This window comes from Acinetobacter sp. AHP123 (genome assembly GCF_023757925.1).
Taxonomy (GTDB): domain Bacteria; phylum Pseudomonadota; class Gammaproteobacteria; order Pseudomonadales; family Moraxellaceae; genus Acinetobacter; species Acinetobacter oleivorans.
In genome coordinates this window covers 924,054-945,719 of sequence record NZ_CP092454.1, presented here as the reverse complement: position 1 = coordinate 945,719, position 21,666 = coordinate 924,054, and the positions used below count along the sequence as shown (strand labels likewise).

Genomic DNA, 21,666 nt, shown 5'->3' with positions numbered 1-21,666 from the left:
TTGAGGAGACAGCAATGAGTAGCGGTCGTATCATTCAGATCATCGGCGCGGTTATCGACGTCGAGTTTGAGCGCAATAGCGTTCCTAAGATCTATGACGCTCTCCAAGTTGACGGTACTGAAACTACATTAGAAGTTCAGCAACAGCTTGGCGATGGTGTTGTTCGTACCATCGCAATGGGTTCTACAGAAGGTCTTAAACGTGGCCTTAACGTAACCAGCACAAATGCACCGATTTCTGTTCCAGTAGGTCCAGCTACGCTTGGCCGTATCATGGACGTTTTGGGTCGCCCAATTGATGAAGCAGGTCCTGTTGCGACTGAAGAGCGTTTGCCGATTCACCGTGAAGCACCTTCTTATGCTGAACAAGCAGCTTCTACTGATCTTTTAGAAACTGGTATTAAAGTAATTGACTTACTTTGCCCGTTTGCAAAAGGTGGTAAAGTTGGTTTATTCGGTGGTGCGGGTGTTGGTAAAACCGTTAACATGATGGAGTTGATCAACAACATCGCGAAAGCTCACTCAGGTTTATCTGTGTTTGCTGGTGTTGGTGAGCGTACTCGTGAAGGTAACGACTTCTATCACGAAATGAAAGATTCTAACGTTCTTGACAAAGTAGCAATGGTCTACGGTCAGATGAACGAGCCACCAGGTAACCGTTTACGCGTAGCGTTAACTGGTTTGACTATGGCTGAATACTTCCGTGATCAAAAAGACGAAAATGGTAAAGGTCGTGACGTATTATTATTCGTCGACAACATCTACCGTTATACACTTGCAGGTACTGAAGTATCAGCATTGTTAGGTCGTATGCCATCTGCGGTAGGTTACCAACCTACACTTGCAGAAGAAATGGGTGTTCTTCAAGAGCGTATTACATCTACTAAATCTGGTTCGATCACATCGATCCAAGCAGTATATGTACCTGCCGATGACTTAACAGATCCATCGCCTGCAACTACATTTGCTCACTTAGATGCAACAGTAGTATTGAGCCGTGACATCGCATCTTCTGGTATCTATCCAGCGATCGATCCACTTGACTCAACTTCACGTCAGTTAGACCCATTAGTTGTTGGTCAAGAGCATTATGAAATTGCTCGTTCTGTACAGAACGTATTGCAACGTTATAAAGAGCTTAAAGACATTATCGCAATCTTGGGTATGGATGAGTTAGCTGAAGAAGATAAATTGGTTGTTTACCGTGCGCGTAAAATCCAACGTTTCTTCTCTCAACCATTCCACGTAGCTGAAGTGTTTACTGGTGCTCCTGGTAAATTAGTACCACTTAAAGAAACGATTCGTGGCTTTAAAGGTCTATTAGCTGGTGAATACGATCACATCCCAGAACAAGCGTTCTATATGGTTGGTGGTATTGACGAAGTGATTGCTAAAGCTGAGAAACTCTAATTTAAGGAGATCATCTCATGGCGACTATGCAATGTGATGTCGTAAGTGTTAAAGAGTCTATTTACTCTGGCGCAGTAACGATGTTAATCGCGAAAGGTGCTGGTGGTGAGCTTGGTATTTTGCCAGGACACGCTCCACTCGTAACCTTGCTTCAACCGGGCCCGATTCGTGTTCAGTTGGAAAATGGTACAGAAGAAATCGTCTATGTATCTGGCGGTGTTTTAGAAGTTCAACCTCATGTTGTAACGGTTCTTGCAGATACTGCAATCCGTGCAGACAATTTGGATGAAGCTGCAATTTTAGAAGCACGTAAAAATGCTGAACAATTGCTTGCGAACCAAAAGAGTGATTTGGACTCAGCTGCTGCTTTGGCATCTCTATCAGAGATTTCAGGCCAGCTTGAAACAATCCGTAAAATCAAAAACCGCGCTCAATAAGACGCGGTTCGAGATTGAAAAAGCCACCGTAAGGTGGCTTTTTTTATAAGTTAATTTTTAAGATTCAGTTTTTGAGTCTGATTTTTCATCTCCAGCCATAATCATGGCAGCAAGCTTCACCATATCCATTTGAATAGTATTCAGCTGTTTTTCAATTTGGTCAAAATTGATTTGATCTAATTTCCCATTTAATAACGGCATACTAAGAGCTTGTTGATTGGCATGGAGTAAACTTTGGCGAATATTCTCAATTTCCTGACTTTTGATATCTAAAGTGAGAAGAGCTTGATTTAAACCTTGTAATTGCTGTTTTAAAGTTGAAATAGTTGTTTTTAATTCACTTTGATTCTTATCTTGAATCGCTTGTTCAACGTCAAGTTGAGTGTCTTTAAGCTGTTCAACATAATCTCCAGCTTTAAGCTGTAAATTAGCAGCATCTCGGACCATATAAAAAATATTGCCGCTTTTGAGTTCAGTTTTGCTAGGAGCAATATCTGATTCTTGTCGTTCAATAGCTTGATCAGATGCCTGTTCACTTATTTCAGTATTTTCTTGTTCAGTAGCATGATCTCGTGCTTGATCACACCCGAGTAAAAGCATGCCTGAGGCAAAAATTACAAAAGGAAGAAATGCACCCTGTAAAACTTTTTTCATAACTACAAACAACATCAAATAAAGCAAATAGCTACTATAGGCATAAAATATGGAGAAAGATTGTATTTTTGCAAACAAACAACACTTTGATCAGATAATAAAAAAGAGCGTAGAAAACGCTCTTTTTCACGTTTTTAAAACCGTTATTTTGCTAACTCTGCTTCAACTGCTTTAACAATTTGTTCATCATCAGCAGTTAGGTTTGGAGCAAAACGAGCCACTACTTCGCCATTTTTATTAATTAAGAATTTTTCAAAGTTCCATAAAACTTCTGGAGCTGGATTAGTTGGAATACCTAAACCTTCTAAGCGTTCACGGAAAGGTCCTTCACCAGTACGTTCTGGTTGAGCTGATGTCAAAGTTGCATAAAGTGGATGCTTATCTTCACCTGCAACAGATACTTTAGAAAATAAAGGGAAGTGAACATCGTAATTTAATGAACAGAATTGCTGAATTTCTTCATCAGAACCTGGTTCTTGCTCTTTAAAGTTGTTTGCAGGGAAACCTAAAATTTCAAGACCTTGATCTTTTTTTTCTTGATAAAGCTTTTCTAGACCTTCGTACTGTGGAGTTAAACCACATTTAGAAGCAGTATTTACAATAAGTAAAACTTTACCTTTGTATTGTTCGAGGTCAACCGTTTCACCTGAAATGGCTTTTACTGGAATGTGATATACAGATTGTGTCATGAGTCTTTCCTAAAGATTGTAATTGATATCAAGTAACGCATTTGTTTTAACTGCTATTGATGGGCAGTGCAATAATATTCGTGTTCAAAAAAGAAAAAGATTTTAAAAGATAAACTAAATTCTAGTTATTTCTAATTTGTATAGGCGTTTGCCCAGTATAACGTTTAAAAAACTCGATAAAACTTGAGCTATGTTGATAACCTAAATCGTATGCTAAACGCTTAATGGATGTCCCTTGGCGGATCTGATGAATAGCATAAACAATTTTGGCTCGGTTACGCCATTCCGACAACGAAAGCTGAAGTTCTTGTTGACTCAAACGTAATAAGTGGCGATCACTGACCGAGAAATTTTGAAGCAACTGCTGTAAAGAGTGATCAAAAAGTAATGGGTCTGAGAGTTTTTCTAGTATAGGCAATAAAACAGGATGTCGCGTTTGCGGTAAATAATGTGAATATGCAGGAGCTTGTTTAAGTTGATCGAATAAAACTTGTAAAAGATGCTCTAAATATTCAGGTTTTTCGATTTGTTTTTGCTGTTCCAAAATTTGTAAAACTAAGGTTCGAAAGAAAGGCTGAATACTAAAGCATTTACAGACGTCACCTAAAATAGAACAGAGGCTAGGGTGTAGTCGAATACAGATATAGTGAATTTCATGATCAATATGAGTGGATTGATGAACTGTTTGAGGCGGAATCCAAAGCCCATAGCTTGGGGGAGACAAGTAGATTTGTTCCTCTACTTGCATTTCCAAAATGCCATTCAAACTGAAATTAAAATCACCCCAGAGAGATGCATGAGGACGAACAATATCTTCTTTTTGGTATAGAAACTCATGAACTTCTATACTGTTCAATAAAGAAAATTGTTGGTCCTCATTTTTCATTTATTTACTCTGAATAATATTTTAATTTTCACAAGTCGCTTTAGGATTATTTAAACCTTTTGCTAAGGTAAATGTACTCAGTAATGCTAGTGCAACAAAGCTTAATACACCATAAATTAAAGTATTTTCATTGAAATGATCAACTACATATCCACCTAATAATGAACCTGTCGCAATCATCACCTGAAACATACCTACAAAAAGAGGCATACCTTTTTCAACTGCATTTGGTGCATGCACAAACATCCAAATATTTGCTGAGGTAGGGAAAGCGCCAAATGCGAAGCCCCATAAAGCTGTTAAGACAATAGCACCAAATTCATGAATGGCAAAAAGTGGGAATCCAAAAAATACAATTGCAAAACAAGCACTAACAAAGGCAAGTGTATATCGGACATTTAAATTGCCGCTATAGCCGGCAAATGCATTTCCAAAAATACCTGCAATTCCATAGAGCAATAGTAATGAACTAATTGTTGTGCCGTTAAAGCCTGCAATATTTTTGAAGAAAGGTGCTAAATAGCTATAGGCACAAAAATGAGCAAGTCCAATCAGTAAAACAATCAACATCCCGCTACGTGCTTTAGGGGTGCGTAATAGTGCTGGCAAATCTCTTATATGAATTGCGGAGTCGGGAACAAGTTTAGGTAAGAAGATTAATTGTAAGATTAAAACAATTAAACCAATTCCTGCTGTAATTCCAAAAGCGCTGCGCCAACCATAAAACTCACTTAACCATGTTCCAATCGGAACACCTAAAACTGTCGCAAAAGTTACACCAGCCATCACTACAGCTGTTGCTTTCGCAATAGGAAGATGCGAGGGAGCTAATTTCCCACTTAAAGCAATTGCTGTCGCCCAGAAGCCCCCAATCGAAATCCCTAAAATTAAGCGACTGAGTAATAAAATATGGAAGTTTTCTGCAAAGGCAGTAATGGTATTGGCAATAACCATAATGGCTGTCAGCAAGATAAGCACATAACGCCGATCAAGTTGCTTCACAGATACAGGTAATAGAGGGGCGGCAATTGCTGCCATAATGCCGGGTACAGTAATAATAAGACCGGCTGTACCTACAGAAATATTTAAATCTGTTGCAACACTATTTAAAACACCAACAGGTAAAAATTCACTTGTTACTAATGCAAACGCTGCAATCGCAACGGCCAAAATGGCAAACCAGCTCCCTTGAGGGGAGGTCGTGGGTCGCGCTTTAGAAATAGAAGATTGGTCCATAGGAAATCCTTACTTGGCTAAATTTAGAGTGAAGAAAGGCAATTTATTAATTAACTAACGATCATTATGAAAATAAAATAGTTGATAAAAAATCGAACGTCAATTAATTTAATAACGATTGTTATAAAAATAGATGTGATCTTTATGACAAATAGGCATGAAACGAATTTAGCTGTTACAGAAGACGCTCTGAAAAAAAAGCGTGGACGTCCTAAATGCTTTGATGAACAACAGGTTTTGCAAAAAGCAATGTTGCTGTTTTGGGAGCATGGTTATGAAGCAACGTCTATTAGTGATTTAACACAAGCTTTGGAAATTACAGCACCGAGCTTATATAGTGCCTTCGGCGACAAAGAAGGGCTGTTTTACAGATGTGTTGATTACTATTTAGCTCATGAAGGATGTCCGATTGACACTATATTTGTAGAAGCAAAAACTGCAAAAATTGCTGTTGAGTTATATCTTTATGACATTGTTAAAAGATTGGTTCAGCCGAATAAGCCAGCAGGTTGTATGGTGGTCGTTGCTGCTATGAATTGCTCTGATGCAACTCAAGATGTACAGCAGAATCTATTAGATAAGCGCATAAAGACAAAAGAAAAATTATTAAAACGCCTTCAACAAGGAGTAGAGCAAGGGGATTTATCTTCTCATGCTCCTTTACAGGAAATAACTGATTTTTATACCACTGTCATTCAAGGGCTGACTATTCAAGCGAGAGATGGTGCGAGTAGCGAGCAATTACATAAAGTGGTAGGTCATGCTGTGAAAGCTTGGACATTATTTTAGATTATAGAAAAAGATGATGTCCTAAGTTCAATATCAATGTCGGAAATACGATATTTCAATTTATTAAGACATTCTTCAAAATAAAATCTCTTTTGTAGATGGTGTATTACTATGAGTCAGGTCATGAAATATCACAAATGGGCATTTATTTTCCCCATTTTGGCAGTACTGATTTGGTCTTTAAATATTGTAGTCACCCGCTATGTCTCGGATTATATCTCTCCGGTAAGTATTAGTTTTTATCGGTGGTTAATTGCCTTTATTATTTTGACTCCATTTATGCTTTTGCCTGTTTGGAGACAAAGACGATTATTAATACCATATTTACCTAAGCTGGCTGTGTTAAGTGCATTTGGGATGGTGCTTTATCAAGGGCTTGCTTATACGGCTGCCCATTATACCAGTGCAACCAATATGGGCATTGTGAATGCATTTATTCCTATCTTTACGATCTTTGTGTCGCTTGCGATTTTAAAAGATGTGCCTAATCGATTTGCAGTTTTTGGCAGCATTTTATCTTTCGCAGGTTTGCTTTATGTCATGTCCCAAGGGAATATTAACCACTTATTAAGTGGAGGCGGGCATCTTGGTGATGCCTTAATGATTATTGCCGTATTCTTCTATGCATTTTATGGCGTTTTCCTTAAAAAATGGCAGCTTCCACTTCCAATCATGACAAGCTTATATGTTCAGATTGGATTCTCTGTAATATTTCATCTGCCTTTAATTTTTTGGTTTGGACTAGATGCTTTAAATGCACAAAATGCGCCAAGTGCTATTTATGCAGGTGTATTTGCTTCACTGATTGCACCGTTAGTTTGGATGTTGGCTGTTCAACAATTGGGTCCCAATAGAACAAGTATTTTTATGAACTTGGTTCCTGTTTTTACAGCAGTTATTGCAAGCATTTGGTTATCTGAGCAATGGACTATCTATCACACAATAGGTGGGATTGTTATCTTAATTGGTATCATTATGGCTCAGAAAAAAGTCAGTCCTAAAAAGAGCAGCTTAATGCAAGAGCAAAACTAAAGTCGTTAAAAAAACTATGGCATATTTTTAAAAAAACTAATGAAAATATGCCATTTTTTTCTTAGTTAAAGTTTTTCTATATGATTTATAAATATTTTATAAGAATAGATTGAAATATAAATATTAAAAAAGCCGAGTAAAAATATTAATATAATTTTAATTTATAAGCGAAAATTCGTAAATTCCCTACACTTTTCATGCTTTTTTTAGAGAAATAATATATTTCTCTCATTTGATCTCTTACTACATAATAGCGACCACTACGAAAGACGTGCTTTTTGTGCAAATTATCTTTCGTTGCAGAGATATCCAAACCCTCTGGATGCGGTATATACCCATCCTTTTTTATGCTCAGTTATCCCTATATAACTGAGCTTTTTTTTGTCTGAAATTAGGCGCGAATAATCTCTCCAGTGAGAGCATTAATAATTCTACTTGGTTGCTGACTTTGGCCTAAGTCACCATTGAGATAGTTTAATTGTGAACCAAAGTATTGGCAGGCATCTTGTAGTGAATGAGCAGGTTCTTGCCCACTTGGGTTAGCACTCGTCGAGACAATAAAACCATGAAAAGCATTGCATAATGCCACACACAAAGGATGTGTAGTGACTCGAACAGCAACAAGTGGATGTTCACCTTTAATCCATGAAGGAATATGTTCGCCAGCAGGTAATAGCCAAGTTGTGGCTCTTTCTGAAGGTTGATGATTCGTCCAACAATCAATGATTTCTTGTTGGGTTGTTTGAGGTAGCGAAGTTAGTAGGTGCTCAACTTGGCTAATATGACCTGCTAATAAAATCACTCCCTTTTCAATAGGCCTTTGCTTTAACTCAAGAATCTTTTGAAAAGCTTGTTCGTTAAAAGGGTCGCAACCTAACCCCCAAACTGCCTCAGTTGGATATGCCAAAACTTGACCTTGTTGTAAACATTCGGCTGCTTCGGTAACTGAGGTGGTAATCATGGTAATACTCTTCCTTTCAATCAAACAGAATTGCTATTGTGCTCCAGCACTAAGAGCGACAACGTAAATACAGCCCTGATTGTTGCATACATAAACCAAGTAGTTCTAGTTCCATGAGTGAAGAGGTGAGTTCTGCCACAGGTTGAGAGTGGTGTATGACAAGCTGGTCAATATTTTGTCCGACCCAGTCTAAAGACTGATAAAGGTTAATCAAATGTTCAGGAATTTCTGGGGCACAAGAAACCACGACCTCTTCAGTTGACTTCTGTTGCTGACTTTGCCATTGAGTAGGTAAAGCAAGATCTTCAATAATCTGCTCAGGATGATCGACTAAAATGGCTCCCTCACGAATAAGTTGATGGCAGCCCTGATGAAACTCACTGTAAATATGGCCAGGAATGGCAAATACGGTTTTACCTTGCTCGGCAGCTTTGTTCGCAGTAATGAGAGAACCACTTTTTAAAGTAGCTTCTACCACTAACACACCTAAACTCAGGCCACTGACAATTCGGTTCCTACGAGGAAAATGTTGCTGTAATGGTGGTGTACCGGGCAAAAACTCAGTAATGATGGCGCCGTTTTGAGCCAAGATCTGTTCTGCAAGTTTTTTATTTTGAGCAGGGTAGGTACTGTCTAAACCGGTCCCTGTCACAGCAATCGTACGTTGATGTGCTGAAGCTCCTTGGTGAGCAGCTTCGTCAATCCCATATGCCAAACCACTACTTACATAAAATCCTTTTTCACTTAAGTAATAGGCAAAATCATAAGCAACCTGACGACCATGCGGGCTTGGTTTTCGACTACCTACAATCGCAATTTGTGGTTGTAACAAAGCTTGCGCTTGGCCTTTCCCAAATATGATGGGTGGATGGTCTGTATAAGGTAGTAATTGCGTAGGATAGCCAAGGTCTTCTGACGTTAAAATAAAGTCGGTATATTGCTGGATCTGCTCAATTAGTTTTTCAAACTGAGCCTGACCCTGAGCAGTTTGAAATTCATCTACGCGTTTTAAATGATTAGTATGTAACCCGAGATTGCACCATTGAGATAACCCAGCAGGTTGGACCGCTTTTTCACAGCTACCAAAATAATTGACAATTTTTTTGAAGCTAACTAAGGAGTGTTGCACCAAATACCACACTTTAAGCGTGTGGTAATGGTGTGAAGAAAGTTGAGTAAGCATTGTAAATGGTATATCCAGCGTTAATCATCAAAACGAGGTGGCTGAATACTTGAACCAACTTTAATAGGTAGGTCACTTTCTAATACGTAGGCATAGCTAAGCTGATCAAAGGTTCTGAAAACCATCAGACTACCAATCTGTTGTCCAGGCAACTGTATTGGTTCTTTGGTTTTAGGGTCTCGAATGGTTTCACCTTTTTGAGTAATATCAAAAACTTGTCCTACTTGAATCCCTTGTGCTGTACCTCGGTCCAAAGTCACCACACTATTTTTTGCAGCGCTGCCAATTGAACCCATTACACGAATGATCTTGCCAGCATCTGTAACTTGAGTGGCATCTACCGGATAAAATAAAGTAGGTAATGTAGCTTCTTCTTCTGGCATAACCCGATCACCACGGCGTACTTCGGAATTGTAGCTATCAGTTAACTCAAGCGTTGTTATGTCCTTTTCAGAAGAGATCGCAATCCCTGAAGCAACTTGTTGCAGTTCAATACCTAGACTATGCTTTTTACCTTTACTGTCTGTGAAATAATAAGGTTCGCCTTCACGGTAGACTGCATAACGTTGACCATTAACTAAACCTTGTCCACGTGCATAAATGGTTTGGCCTCTTGCGGCAAGCACGCGTTGATCAGCAGTTCCCACTACATAAGGAGTGTGTTCAATTGCGTCGGCTGGCAAAATTGTGCTGTGTTCTAACCACTGTTTGATATGTTCAAGTGGAATAACAGGCACATTGTCGTTAAGCGATTCCACACGAACTTGAGGTTGCAAGTTTGTCATTTGGCCTGTGTAGCGACGAATAATGCCAATGCAACCATCTCCCTCATCTTTACCGATCAATGGTCGACCCGCTAAACTGCATAACAACAATCGGTCACCAGGATAAATCCAGTGTGGATTTTTGACATGTTGATTATTTGCCCAGATTTCTGGCCAGCGCCAAGGTTTACTTAGGAAATGACCGGAAATATCCCATAGCGTATCTCCACGTTTTACAACGTAGACATGTGGTGCATTACTTTTTAGAGAGGGTGGATTATGGTTTGGACTAGCAGCATGAACCTCTGCTACTGTACCCATTGCAACCCCTGTAAAAAGTGCGAAAGCAAGTAAATGCTTTTTTATCCCCAAAGCATGAAATTCAACCATGCCGTTAAAAACCTTTTTCATTATGATAATTCCTAAAAATTATGCGTGCAGATGCGTTATAATAGGCGGCTAACACACAATTTTTCGATGAAGTATTTCCTTCATTTGGTTTTTCAATCAATGGCATAAGTGAGGACGTCAGTATGGCCTTATTACCTATTTTAAGTTTTCCTGATCCCCGTCTTCGTACCATTGCTAAGCCTGTTGAAGAAGTTACTGATGAAATTCGTCAACTTGCAGCAGATATGCTTGAAACCATGTATGCCGCACCCGGTATTGGTTTAGCAGCTTCACAAGTAGATCGTCATATTCAGTTAATCGTTATAGATTTGTCTGAAGCTAAAGATGAACCCTTGGTTTTTATTAACCCCAAAATCACTCCACTGACAGAAGATAAGCAGCAGTACGAAGAAGGCTGCCTATCGGTGCCACAAATATACGACAAAGTTGAGCGCCCGTCACGTGTGAAAATTGAGGCAATTAACCTTGAAGGTCAAGCATTTGAGATAGAAGCTGATGGACTTCTCGCTGTTTGTATCCAACATGAAATGGATCACTTAAATGGCAAATTATTTGTGGATTATTTGTCGCCACTTAAACGTCAGCGTGCTCGAGAAAAAGTCGAAAAAGTTGTTCGTCAACGTGAGCGTGAAAAAGTTGCAGTAAAACGTTAAAAATTTCTATTCTTGAAACATTAATATAGTGTGGATGTGATTTTTGGTTTTTCGTAGTGGTTTACTGCTTGCATGTGCAGCAGTATTTTTACAGGTTGCGGTATTTCTACAGCCGCTATTACCGAAGCAATATCAAATTGCTCCGGTCTGTGAAACTATTACTCGTGCTTTGCTTAAACCCAAAGCACAAATGGAAACCATGTCACATACCGTGCATTCACATCATGAACATCATATTGAACAGGCACAAGCTTCTGGGCAACATGATCATCATGATGCAAATCACCAGTGTCAATATTGTACTGTCTATGCCAATCTGGTTTTACCACCTGAGTTTGGTGTAAAAGAAGTTTTAGTCCGCATACAAGTCCGCTTAGTTGCCTATCAACAAGCATTTCGACATGTTTACTTTGCGCTACAGCGACTTTTCCTACTCCCTCAAGGGCGCGCACCGCCTCTATTTGCATAAATAAAAGCAATTTTTTGTTGGGGTCTTAACTGACTTCAATATCACTTTATTTATGTTTTAGAGCGTATAAAAATGCCACATTCTAAATTCTTATTACAACCTCTATGGGTTGCGATGCTTGCTGTCTCTCATTCGGGTATAGTTTTTGCTGATTCAGAAAAAAATGATGTTGATACCAAAACACTTCACTCATTAGCGCCTATTGTTGTTACAGCACAACAAGGTAACGATGCAAATGGTCTGATTGTACATGCAGACCCAAAACAGCCAATTCAGCCAGTACCTGCTACAGATGGGGCAGATTATCTACAAAGTATTATGGGTTTTAACTCAATACAAAGCGGTGGAACAAATGGTGATGTGACCTTCCGAGGCATGTTTGGTTCACGCATCAAAATTTTGACAGATGGAACAGAAAACCTAGGTGCATGTCCAAACCGTATGGATGCTCCAACTTCTTATATTTCACCAGAAAGTTATGATCGTATTTCTGTCATTAAAGGTCCACAAACTGTTCAATATGCCAATACAGGTTCTGCTGCAACAGTGCTTTTTGAACGTCAGCCTGAGAAACTCACCTCTAAAAAACCTTATCGTGGACAAGCGAGTGTTTTGCTAGGTTCATATGGACGTATTGATCATAATGTTGAAGCAGCAATTGGCGATGAGAAGAAATATATTCGTTTAAATGCCAACCATTCAGAGTCTAATAGTTATCAAGACGGTGATGGAAATACCGTGCCTTCAGCATGGAAAAAGTGGAATGCTGATGTAGCGCTTGGCTTCACCCCAAATGAAGACACATGGATTGAACTCACGGGTGGGAAATCTGATGGTGAATCGCTTTATGCTGGACGTTCAATGGACGGATCGCAGTTTGCGCGTGAAAGCTTAGGACTACGCTTTGAAAAGAAAAATATCACTGATGTCATTAAGAAAATTGAAGGGCAGGTGAACTACAGCTATAACGATCATGTCATGGATAATTTCAGCTTGCGTGAATTTAATCCACAAGATGGTATGTCCATGCCAATGGCATCAAATGTTGCACGCCGTACATTAAACGCACGTTTAGCGATGACTAATGAATGGAATCAATGGAGCTTTATATCGGGTGTAGATACTCAAAATAATAAACACAGCTCACGCAGTAGTATGGGGAGTAACTACCTCAATCAGCCTCGCGTAACGGATATGATCTTTCAGTCATACGGAGCTTTTGGTGAACTCGGCTATCAATGGAATGATCTCAACAAACTGGTCACAGGTGTGCGTGTAGATCGGGTAACAGTTGAGGACGAACGCACCGAATCAAAAGGATTTAATACGAAGCTTGAAAAGACTTTACCAAGTGCATTTGTTCGTTGGGAAAATCAACGTCCTGACCTCGACTTCAAAAGCTATATTGGTTTGGGTTATGTAGAGCGTATGCCGGATTATTGGGAACTTTTCTCGCCTGAGCATGGTAATGCTGGCACAACTAATACCTTCAATGGTGTGAATCCTGAGAAAACACTGCAGTTGGATATTGGGTTCCAGCAGCAACATGGTGCTTTAAATACATGGGCTTCTGCTTATGCAGGCTTAGTAGATGACTATATTTTGATGAATTATCATGATCATAGTCACTTGCATACTAATGAGCATGGTGGGCATGGTAGTCACGGCATTACACCAGGTGCCAAAAATGTCGATGCAACCATCGCAGGCGCGGAAGCTGGTATTGGATATCAATTTACCGACCATATTCAGGCAGATTTGAGTGCGATGTATGCATGGGGTAAAAACACCACAGATGACAAACCGCTACCTCAAATTTCCCCTTTAGAAGGTCGTTTGAATATTCGCTATGTGGCTGATAAATATAACTTAGGCCTGTTGTGGCGAGCTGTTGCTGAGCAAAACCGTGTGAGTCTCCATCAAGGTAACATCGTGGGGTATGATCTCAAACCAAGTAAAGGTTTTTCAACTCTTTCTTTAAACGGAAGTTACAACCTTCGTAAAGATATTGATGTCTCTGTTGGTGTCGATAACGTATTAGATAAAACCTATACCGAACACTTGAATAAAGCGGGTAGTGCAGGGTTTGGATTTGCGAGCGAAGAGCAGTTTAACAATATCGGAAGAAATTACTGGGTTCGTATGAGCATGAAGTTTTAATAAGCTATAGCGAATGAAATGAATTGAAAATATTAATTGAATGAGAGAAATGAAATGACAAATAAATTATCGCCTGAACAATCATGGTGGGGATGGAAGTCACTTATTGTGGCTTGTATCTTGAGCTTATTGTTTATGATCATTTTTTACGTGGCGATCAACAATGAGCCTGACTACATGCCAAGTCAAAAAAATAAGCAAATGGTGGAAACACCTGAGCAAATGAATCACGCTGAAATGCATAGTTCATCATCTCAATAAGCATCTTAATATTTGAAAAAGGAAGTCTGGTTAACAGACTTCCTTTTTTATTTTTAGGTTTTAAAAATTATTGATGCATACTTGCTAAGGTTTTTGCCTTACCTTGATTCTGATAAAGCGTTAAGCCAAGTTTTTGTAAATTACGACCCGATTGAGTTAAAAACCTTTCAACTTTTGGTGAAAATTTTGCGCCGTTATAAAGTACTGAATTACGCAAAATCAAATAATAAGCAAACCATGAAGCAGACTGCTGTGGCAACCCGAGTAGTTTCATTCTTTTCTTACCAATAAAAAATTGGGTAAGTTCTAAATGTTGCCGATAAGCAAGTTTCTGCTGTAAAGAACGCAAATGCAGATATTGTCTCTCAAAAGGCTCTTTAGATAAGCTTGATCCTAATTCAATACTGCTGTGATCGGAACGAGGGTGTGCAAACTGCATCAAGTAAAGTAATCGCCAGCCTTCAGTTTCAGATTGAATAAGCCACTTTTCATCAATTCCCATTAACCAGCCGACATAACGCCAAAAATGTAAAAAACTCTTAGCTTCTTCTTTTGTTGGCCATATACCCAACGCTCTAATACCAAGTAAAACTACACTGCTAAAAGCTAAATTAGTCATGGCTAAATCAAATTGATTTAGAGGAATTCCCCAAACTTCATGATCCCAACGTTCAGATTTTCCTAATTGTCTACGAACAAGTGCATGAATAAAACGAACATAGATTGTTGATGTAAAACCTGCGCTTAAACGGGACAGACCTTTAGGCTCAGTAATATCAACCCACCATTTTGTAGTTTCTGCTAAACGAGTACCCGCTTGTTTCTTTAATGCCCCGGTTAAAATTAGGGGTTGATTAAATCCCGGATATAAATATCCCCCCATTAAAGATAAATCTCTAAGAATAAAACCATTATTTATTCCTAAACGATGAGTAAATTTAATAGCCTCATCAATTTGTTGCTGGTCTAACCATTCAGGCTTTTGTTCAATGTAATTAAAGAAATTTTCTAACTCAGTAGGTAGCGACTTAGATAGATCATCGCGGCCTTGAAATAACATCTTCTCAAAAATTATTCGGTGATCTTTGGGATTTTGCATAACCCAATCAATCAGCTTATCCATTTCAACGTCCCCTTCGCAAAGAGCACGTTGTAAAGATACATATTCCGTATAGTTTGGTTGTACTGGTTTTTCACAGCAGATATTTAAAAACTGAGTAAAGAAATTACTGCCTTGCATATCATTAAAAGAAGCAAGTCGAGTCGGGCTAATCATTTGCATATCGTTACTTACTTATTGATCTGAATAATAAATAGGCTAATATGAATAATTATTCGCATTCAATTCGCATTTAACGAATAAAAAACAGATGAGAAAAGTCCCACAGCAACAGCGTTCAAAAATTATTGTTGACCATATTTTAGAGGCGACACAGCACTGTATTGCCCAATATGGCTTACTACATACTACAACTCCTAAAATTGCAGAGAAATCTGGAGTAAGTGTAGGTTCGATTTACCAATACTTTGAGAATAAAGATCAAATCGTTGAAGAACTATTACGCCGTAAAAGTGAACTATTAGGACATCAACTTAAAGAGCTAGTTATGCAGCAAGGAAATATTCCTTTAGACCTGCTCATCCCCTTGGCGATAGAGCTAGGGTTTAATGCATTAAAAGCCGATCATGGATTTTTTATAGAAGTGCTGAAACATTGGCATGACTATAGCCATTCGCAAGCTGCTCAGATTTTAGAAAAGCATTTTTTTGAAGTCGGGCTATATACATTTAGTAGAAATCCTCATCAGTGGGACTTCGAACAGGTGAAGCATAAATCCTTTGTAATTATTAATAGTACGCTTTTTACGATGATGCGATATGTGAGTCAGAACAATTTTCTTATATCAGAACAACAACTTAAGCACGAATTGTCGAGCATGATCTTGGCTTATTTAAGTCAAAAATAAATAATTAAAATAATTACCTATATAAAACAATAGGTTAAATTGGTTTTTGATTTAAAAGTGAACGCTCAAGTCATAAGTTTCTAATTTTCGCTTGCAAAGGGATGTTAATGCTCTATAATGCACATCCATCGGCGGTGATGCAGATAAGAACTTGTTGAAAAACAGTTACTTGGAATTAAGTTGGTTACTTTAAGTGATGAATTTGATGAGAAGTTGGTTTTGAGATTAAGTTTTAAAAATATCGAAATTACCTGTTGACTTTTAAGAGATTAAGAGTAATATAGCCGACCTAGCTTGCTGGTGACGAACCAGGAAGAAGATCATTAAGAGAATTGAAGAACAACTTGTGTGGATTTTTACTGATTGATCGATCGAAATATTATCATTGATTGATTGGTTTAAATTACTCGAAGTTTATTTGAGCGAAATTTAAGTCAGAAAATTGATGAGCCAGAATTGGCACCTTGTCTTTAATAAGGTGCAAAATGATTTTTAACTGAAGAGTTTGATCATGGCTCAGATTGAACGCTGGCGGCAGGCTTAACACATGCAAGTCGAGCGGAGAGAGGTAGCTTGCTACTGATCTTAGCGGCGGACGGGTGAGTAATGCTTAGGAATCTGCCTATTAGTGGGGGACAACATTTCGAAAGGAATGCTAATACCGCATACGTCCTACGGGAGAAAGCAGGGGATCTTCGGACCTTGCGCTAATAGATGAGCCTAAGTCGGATTAGCTAGTTGGTGGGGTAAAGGCCTACCAAGGCGACGATCTGTAGCGGGTCTGAGAGGATGATCCGCCACACTGGGACTGAGACACGGCCCAGACTCCTACGGGAGGCAGCAGTGGGGAATATTGGACAATGGGCGGAAGCCTGATCCAGCCATGCCGCGTGTGTGAAGAAGGCCTTATGGTTGTAAAGCACTTTAAGCGAGGAGGAGGCTACTTTAGTTAATACCTAGAGATAGTGGACGTTACTCGCAGAATAAGCACCGGCTAACTCTGTGCCAGCAGCCGCGGTAATACAGAGGGTGCAAGCGTTAATCGGATTTACTGGGCGTAAAGCGCGCGTAGGCGGCTAATTAAGTCAAATGTGAAATCCCCGAGCTTAACTTGGGAATTGCATTCGATACTGGTTAGCTAGAGTGTGGGAGAGGATGGTAGAATTCCAGGTGTAGCGGTGAAATGCGTAGAGATCTGGAGGAATACCGATGGCGAAGGCAGCCATCTGGCCTAACACTGACGCTGAGGTGCGAAAGCATGGGGAGCAAACAGGATTAGATACCCTGGTAGTCCATGCCGTAAACGATGTCTACTAGCCGTTGGGGCCTTTGAGGCTTTAGTGGCGCAGCTAACGCGATAAGTAGACCGCCTGGGGAGTACGGTCGCAAGACTAAAACTCAAATGAATTGACGGGGGCCCGCACAAGCGGTGGAGCATGTGGTTTAATTCGATGCAACGCGAAGAACCTTACCTGGCCTTGACATAGTAAGAACTTTCCAGAGATGGATTGGTGCCTTCGGGAACTTACATACAGGTGCTGCATGGCTGTCGTCAGCTCGTGTCGTGAGATGTTGGGTTAAGTCCCGCAACGAGCGCAACCCTTTTCCTTATTTGCCAGCGAGTAATGTCGGGAACTTTAAGGATACTGCCAGTGACAAACTGGAGGAAGGCGGGGACGACGTCAAGTCATCATGGCCCTTACGGCCAGGGCTACACACGTGCTACAATGGTCGGTACAAAGGGTTGCTACCTAGCGATAGGATGCTAATCTCAAAAAGCCGATCGTAGTCCGGATTGGAGTCTGCAACTCGACTCCATGAAGTCGGAATCGCTAGTAATCGCGGATCAGAATGCCGCGGTGAATACGTTCCCGGGCCTTGTACACACCGCCCGTCACACCATGGGAGTTTGTTGCACCAGAAGTAGCTAGCCTAACTGCAAAGAGGGCGGTTACCACGGTGTGGCCGATGACTGGGGTGAAGTCGTAACAAGGTAGCCGTAGGGGAACCTGCGGCTGGATCACCTCCTTAACGAAAGATTGACGATTGGTAAGAATCCACAACAAGTTGTTCTTCATAGATGTATCTGAGGGTCTGTAGCTCAGTTGGTTAGAGCACACGCTTGATAAGCGTGGGGTCACAAGTTCAAGTCTTGTCAGACCCACCATGACTTTGACTGGTTGAAGTTATAGATAAAAGATACATGACTGATGATGTAAGCTGGGGACTTAGCTTAGTTGGTAGAGCGCCTGCTTTGCACGCAGGAGGTCAGGAGTTCGACTCTCCTAGTCTCCACCAGAACTTAAGAGAAGTTCGGATTACAGAAATTAGTAAATAAAGATTTAGATCTTGGTTTATTAACTTCTGTGATTTAAGTATCACGGTATTAAGCATGACCTGACGAAGGCATGTTTATTCATTAACAGATTGGCAAAATTGAGTCTGAAATAAATTGTTCACTCAAGAGTTTAGATTAAGTAATTAATCTAGATGAATTGAGAACTAGCAAATTAACTGAATCAAGCGTTTTGGTATATGAATTTAGATTGAAGCTGTACAGTGTTTAAGTACACAGACAACAGATAGTAGCGATGAAGAATCGCACGGACAACACTCACTTGTAAGTGTTGACGACTGTTTGGGGTTGTATAGTCAAGTAATTAAGTGCATGTGGTGGATGCCTTGGCAGTCAGAGGCGATGAAAGACGTAATAGCCTGCGATAAGCTCCGGGGAGGCGGCAAATATCCTTTGATCCGGAGATTTCTGAATGGGGGAACCCACCTACTTTAAGGTAGGTATTGCAACATGAATACATAGTGTTGCAAGGCGAACGAGGGGAAGTGAAACATCTCAGTACCCTTAGGAAAAGAAATCAATTGAGATTCCCTTAGTAGCGGCGAGCGAACGGGGATCAGCCCATTAAGTTATGTGTGTTTTAGTGGAACGCTCTGGGAAGTGCGAACGTAGAGGGTGATATTCCCGTACACGAAAGGGCACACATAATGATGACGAGTAGGGCGAGGCACGTGAAACCTTGTCTGAATATGGGGGGACCATCCTCCAAGGCTAAATACTCCTGACTGACCGATAGTGAACCAGTACCGTGAGGGAAAGGCGAAAAGAACCCCTGTGAGGGGAGTGAAATAGATCCTGAAACCGCATGCATACAAGCAGTGGGAGCCGACTTGTTCGGTGACTGCGTACCTTTTGTATAATGGGTCAGCGACTTATATTCAGTAGCGAGGTTAACCGTATAGGGGAGCCGTAGAGAAATCGAGTCTTAATAGGGCGTTTAGTTGCTGGGTATAGACCCGAAACCAGGCGATCTATCCATGAGCAGGTTGAAGGTTGGGTAACACTAACTGGAGGACCGAACCCACTGTCGTTGAAAAGCCAGGGGATGACTTGTGGATAGGGGTGAAAGGCTAATCAAGCCTGGTGATAGCTGGTTCTCCCCGAAAGCTATTTAGGTAGCGCCTCGGACGAATACCATAGGGGGTAGAGCACTGTTTCGGCTAGGGGGTCATCCCGACTTACCAAACCGATGCAAACTCCGAATACCTATGAGTACTATCCGGGAGACAGACTGCGGGTGCTAACGTCCGTAGTCAAGAGGAAAACAATCCAGACCGCCAGCTAAGGCCCCAAAATCATAGTTAAGTGGGAAACGATGTGGGAAGGCATAGACAGCTAGGAGGTTGGCTTAGAAGCAGCCACCCTTTAAAGAAAGCGTAATAGCTCACTAGTCGAGTCGGCCTGCGCGGAAGATGTAACGGGGCTAAAACTATGTGCCGAAGCTGCGGATTTGACTTTTAGTCAAGTGGTAGGGGAGCGTTCTGTAAGCCGATGAAGGTGTATTGAGAAGTATGCTGGAGGTATCAGAAGTGCGAATGCTGACGTGAGTAACGACAAAACGGGTGAAAAACCCGTTCGCCGAAAGACCAAGGGTTCCAGTCCAACGTTAATCGGGGCTGGGTGAGTCGACCCCTAAGGCGAGGCCGAAAGGCGTAGTCGATGGGAAATTGGTTAATATTCCAATACTTCTGTGTAATGCGATGAGAGGACGGAGAAGGTTAAGTCAGCCTGGCGTTGGTTGTCCAGGTGGAAGGAAGTAGGCATGCATCTTAGGCAAATCCGGGGTGCTCTATGCTGAGATCTGATAGCAAGCTGTACTTGTACAGCGAAGTGGCTGATACCATGCTTCCAGGAAAAGTCTCTAAGCTTCAGTTACACAGGAATCGTACCCGAAACCGACACAGGTGGTCAGGTCGAGTAGACCAAGGCGCTTGAGAGAACTCTGCTGAAGGAACTAGGCAAAATGGTACCGTAACTTCGGGAGAAGGTACGCTGCTGACGGTGATGACCCTTGCGGTCTGAGCTATTGGCAGCCACAGAAACCAGGCCGCTGCAACTGTTTATTAAAAACATAGCACTCTGCAAACACGAAAGTGGACGTATAGGGTGTGATGCCTGCCCGGTGCTGGAAGGTTAATTGATGGGGTTAGCGTAAGCGAAGCTCTTGATCGAAGCCCCAGTAAACGGCGGCCGTAACTATAACGGTCCTAAGGTAGCGAAATTCCTTGTCGGGTAAGTTCCGACCTGCACGAATGGCATAATGATGGCGGCGCTGTCTCCAGCAGAGGCTCAGTGAAATCGAAATCGCTGTGAAGATGCAGTGTACCCGCGGCTAGACGGAAAGACCCCGTGAACCTTTACTGCAGCTTGACATTGAACTTTGACCTTACTTGTGTAGGATAGGTGGGAGGCTTTGAAGTTGGAACGCTAGTTCCAATGGAGCCGTCCTTGAAATACCACCCTGGTAATGTTGAGGTTCTAACTCTGCCCCGTAATCCGGGGCGAGGACCATGTCTGGTGGGTAGTTTGACTGGGGCGGTCTCCTCCTAAAGAGTAACGGAGGAGTACGAAGGTGCGCTCAGCGTGGTCGGAAATCACGCGTAGAGTATAAAGGCAAAAGCGCGCTTAACTGCGAGACCCACAAGTCGAGCAGGTACGAAAGTAGGTCTTAGTGATCCGGTGGTTCTGTATGGAAGGGCCATCGCTCAACGGATAAAAGGTACTCTGGGGATAACAGGCTGATACCGCCCAAGAGTTCATATCGACGGCGGTGTTTGGCACCTCGATGTCGGCTCATCTCATCCTGGGGCTGAAGCAGGTCCCAAGGGTATGGCTGTTCGCCATTTAAAGAGGTACGCGAGCTGGGTTTAGAACGTCGTGAGACAGTTCGGTCCCTATCTACCGTGGGCGCTGGAAATTTGAGAGGATCTGCTCCTAGTACGAGAGGACCAGAGTGGACGAACCTCTGGTGTACCGGTTGTGACGCCAGTCGCATCGCCGGGTAGCTATGTTCGGAAGGGATAACCGCTGAAAGCATCTAAGCGGGAAGCCTACCTCAAGATAAGATTTCCCTAGGACTTTATGTCCTCTAAAGAGCCGTTCGAGACTAGGACGTTGATAGGTTGGATGTGGAAGCATAGTGATATGTGAAGCTGACCAATACTAATTGCTCGTGAGGCTTGACTATACAACACCCAAGCAGTTGTATATAAAGCATCAATCGATTCATTAATATGCAAAGCAACTTGATTTAGTTATATGCTTAGCTAAAATGAACAAATAAAGTAAGATTCAATCAGCCCATCTGTAAAGATTTGGAAAACGCATCGGCATATTAAGACCAATGCAA

16 protein-coding genes, 2 tRNA genes, 2 rRNA genes and 1 pseudogene are annotated in these 21,666 nt (G+C 41.1%); 13 read left to right on the top strand and 8 right to left on the bottom strand.

From position 1 onward, the window contains the following. The first annotated feature begins 14 nt into the window (after positions 1-14). Entirely contained in the window at positions 15-1,409 is a 1,395-nt protein-coding gene (gene atpD, locus MJX77_RS04515) for a F0F1 ATP synthase subunit beta (protein ID WP_004795290.1), read from the top strand. Between the two features lie 17 nt (positions 1,410-1,426). Next, positions 1,427-1,846 (top strand): F0F1 ATP synthase subunit epsilon, encoded by a 420-nt coding sequence (locus tag MJX77_RS04510; RefSeq protein ID WP_004795288.1) that lies wholly within the window; start codon positions 1,427-1,429, stop codon positions 1,844-1,846. A gap of 57 nt (positions 1,847-1,903) precedes the next feature. Here the strand turns inward: MJX77_RS04510 and MJX77_RS04505 are convergent, their stop codons facing one another. The 4 genes from MJX77_RS04505 to MJX77_RS04490 form a co-directional block, all read right to left on the bottom strand. Then, positions 1,904-2,500, bottom strand: a complete 597-nt coding sequence (locus MJX77_RS04505) for a PM1805 family lipoprotein (protein WP_013199180.1) — start codon at positions 2,498-2,500, stop codon at positions 1,904-1,906. 143 nt (positions 2,501-2,643) lie between these two features. Continuing rightward, entirely contained in the window at positions 2,644-3,189 is a 546-nt protein-coding gene (locus MJX77_RS04500; RefSeq protein ID WP_252060638.1) for a glutathione peroxidase, read from the bottom strand. 121 nt (positions 3,190-3,310) lie between these two features. Beyond that, positions 3,311-4,075 (bottom strand): AraC family transcriptional regulator, encoded by a 765-nt coding sequence (locus MJX77_RS04495; RefSeq protein ID WP_171430472.1) that lies wholly within the window; start codon positions 4,073-4,075, stop codon positions 3,311-3,313. 21 nt (positions 4,076-4,096) lie between these two features. Beyond that, on the bottom strand, positions 4,097-5,311 hold the full coding sequence (locus MJX77_RS04490; RefSeq protein ID WP_005309158.1) for an MFS transporter: 1,215 nt from the start codon (positions 5,309-5,311) through the stop codon (positions 4,097-4,099). 135 nt (positions 5,312-5,446) lie between these two features. Between MJX77_RS04490 and MJX77_RS04485 the strand changes: the two genes are divergently transcribed. Both MJX77_RS04485 and MJX77_RS04480 read left to right on the top strand, forming a co-directional pair. Further along, complete coding sequence (locus MJX77_RS04485; protein WP_252061308.1) at positions 5,447-6,100, top strand: TetR/AcrR family transcriptional regulator; 654 nt, start codon at positions 5,447-5,449, stop codon at positions 6,098-6,100. 111 nt (positions 6,101-6,211) lie between these two features. After that, positions 6,212-7,132, top strand: a complete 921-nt coding sequence (locus tag MJX77_RS04480; protein ID WP_252060637.1) for a DMT family transporter — start codon at positions 6,212-6,214, stop codon at positions 7,130-7,132. A gap of 391 nt (positions 7,133-7,523) precedes the next feature. On the opposite strand, the gene tsaC is transcribed toward MJX77_RS04480, so the two are convergent. From tsaC to MJX77_RS04465, 3 genes are read right to left on the bottom strand one after another with little or no spacing between them, the layout of a single operon-like run. Then, positions 7,524-8,093, bottom strand: coding sequence for an L-threonylcarbamoyladenylate synthase type 1 TsaC (gene tsaC, locus MJX77_RS04475; protein WP_013199176.1), 570 nt, complete (start codon positions 8,091-8,093; stop codon positions 7,524-7,526). A 49-nt stretch (positions 8,094-8,142) separates the two neighbouring features. Then, complete coding sequence (gene dprA, locus MJX77_RS04470; protein ID WP_252060636.1) at positions 8,143-9,276, bottom strand: DNA-processing protein DprA; 1,134 nt, start codon at positions 9,274-9,276, stop codon at positions 8,143-8,145. 20 nt (positions 9,277-9,296) lie between these two features. Further along, a complete protein-coding gene (locus MJX77_RS04465) occupies positions 9,297-10,451 on the bottom strand; it encodes a LysM peptidoglycan-binding domain-containing protein (protein WP_252060635.1) in 1,155 nt (384 codons plus the stop codon). Between the two features lie 122 nt (positions 10,452-10,573). On the opposite strand from MJX77_RS04465, the gene def reads away from it, so the two are divergent. The 4 genes from def to MJX77_RS04445 all read left to right on the top strand — a co-directional run bounded on the left by def (position 10,574) and on the right by MJX77_RS04445 (position 13,994). Continuing rightward, positions 10,574-11,104 carry a peptide deformylase gene (gene def, locus MJX77_RS04460; protein ID WP_004795267.1) on the top strand — a complete coding sequence of 177 codons (531 nt, stop codon included), beginning with the start codon at positions 10,574-10,576 and terminating at the stop codon, positions 11,102-11,104. Between the two features lie 43 nt (positions 11,105-11,147). Next, positions 11,148-11,573, top strand: coding sequence for a DUF2946 family protein (locus MJX77_RS04455; protein WP_252060634.1), 426 nt, complete (start codon positions 11,148-11,150; stop codon positions 11,571-11,573). A gap of 72 nt (positions 11,574-11,645) precedes the next feature. Further along, a complete protein-coding gene (locus MJX77_RS04450; RefSeq protein ID WP_252060633.1) occupies positions 11,646-13,733 on the top strand; it encodes a TonB-dependent copper receptor in 2,088 nt (695 codons plus the stop codon). Positions 13,734-13,787: 54 nt separating this feature from the next. Further along, a complete protein-coding gene (locus MJX77_RS04445) occupies positions 13,788-13,994 on the top strand; it encodes a hypothetical protein (RefSeq protein WP_224970396.1) in 207 nt (68 codons plus the stop codon). Between the two features lie 67 nt (positions 13,995-14,061). Here the strand turns inward: MJX77_RS04445 and MJX77_RS04440 are convergent, their stop codons facing one another. Then, on the bottom strand, positions 14,062-15,276 hold the full coding sequence (locus tag MJX77_RS04440; protein WP_252060632.1) for an oxygenase MpaB family protein: 1,215 nt from the start codon (positions 15,274-15,276) through the stop codon (positions 14,062-14,064). 88 nt (positions 15,277-15,364) lie between these two features. On the opposite strand from MJX77_RS04440, the pseudogene MJX77_RS04435 reads away from it, so the two are divergent. The 5 genes and pseudogenes from MJX77_RS04435 to MJX77_RS04415 all read left to right on the top strand — a co-directional run bounded on the left by MJX77_RS04435 (position 15,365) and on the right by MJX77_RS04415 (position 21,504). After that, positions 15,365-15,935 (top strand): annotated as a pseudogene (locus tag MJX77_RS04435) (TetR/AcrR family transcriptional regulator). Positions 15,936-16,454: 519 nt separating this feature from the next. Then, positions 16,455-17,992, top strand: a 16S ribosomal RNA gene (locus MJX77_RS04430). A 59-nt stretch (positions 17,993-18,051) separates the two neighbouring features. Continuing rightward, positions 18,052-18,128: transfer RNA gene (locus MJX77_RS04425), tRNA-Ile, on the top strand. Positions 18,129-18,183: 55 nt separating this feature from the next. Beyond that, positions 18,184-18,259 (top strand) — tRNA-Ala (locus MJX77_RS04420). 352 nt (positions 18,260-18,611) lie between these two features. Next, positions 18,612-21,504, top strand: a 23S ribosomal RNA gene (locus tag MJX77_RS04415). Together the 16S and 23S rRNA genes with 2 tRNA genes alongside form the textbook arrangement of a ribosomal RNA operon. Positions 21,505-21,666: the final 162 nt, after the last annotated feature.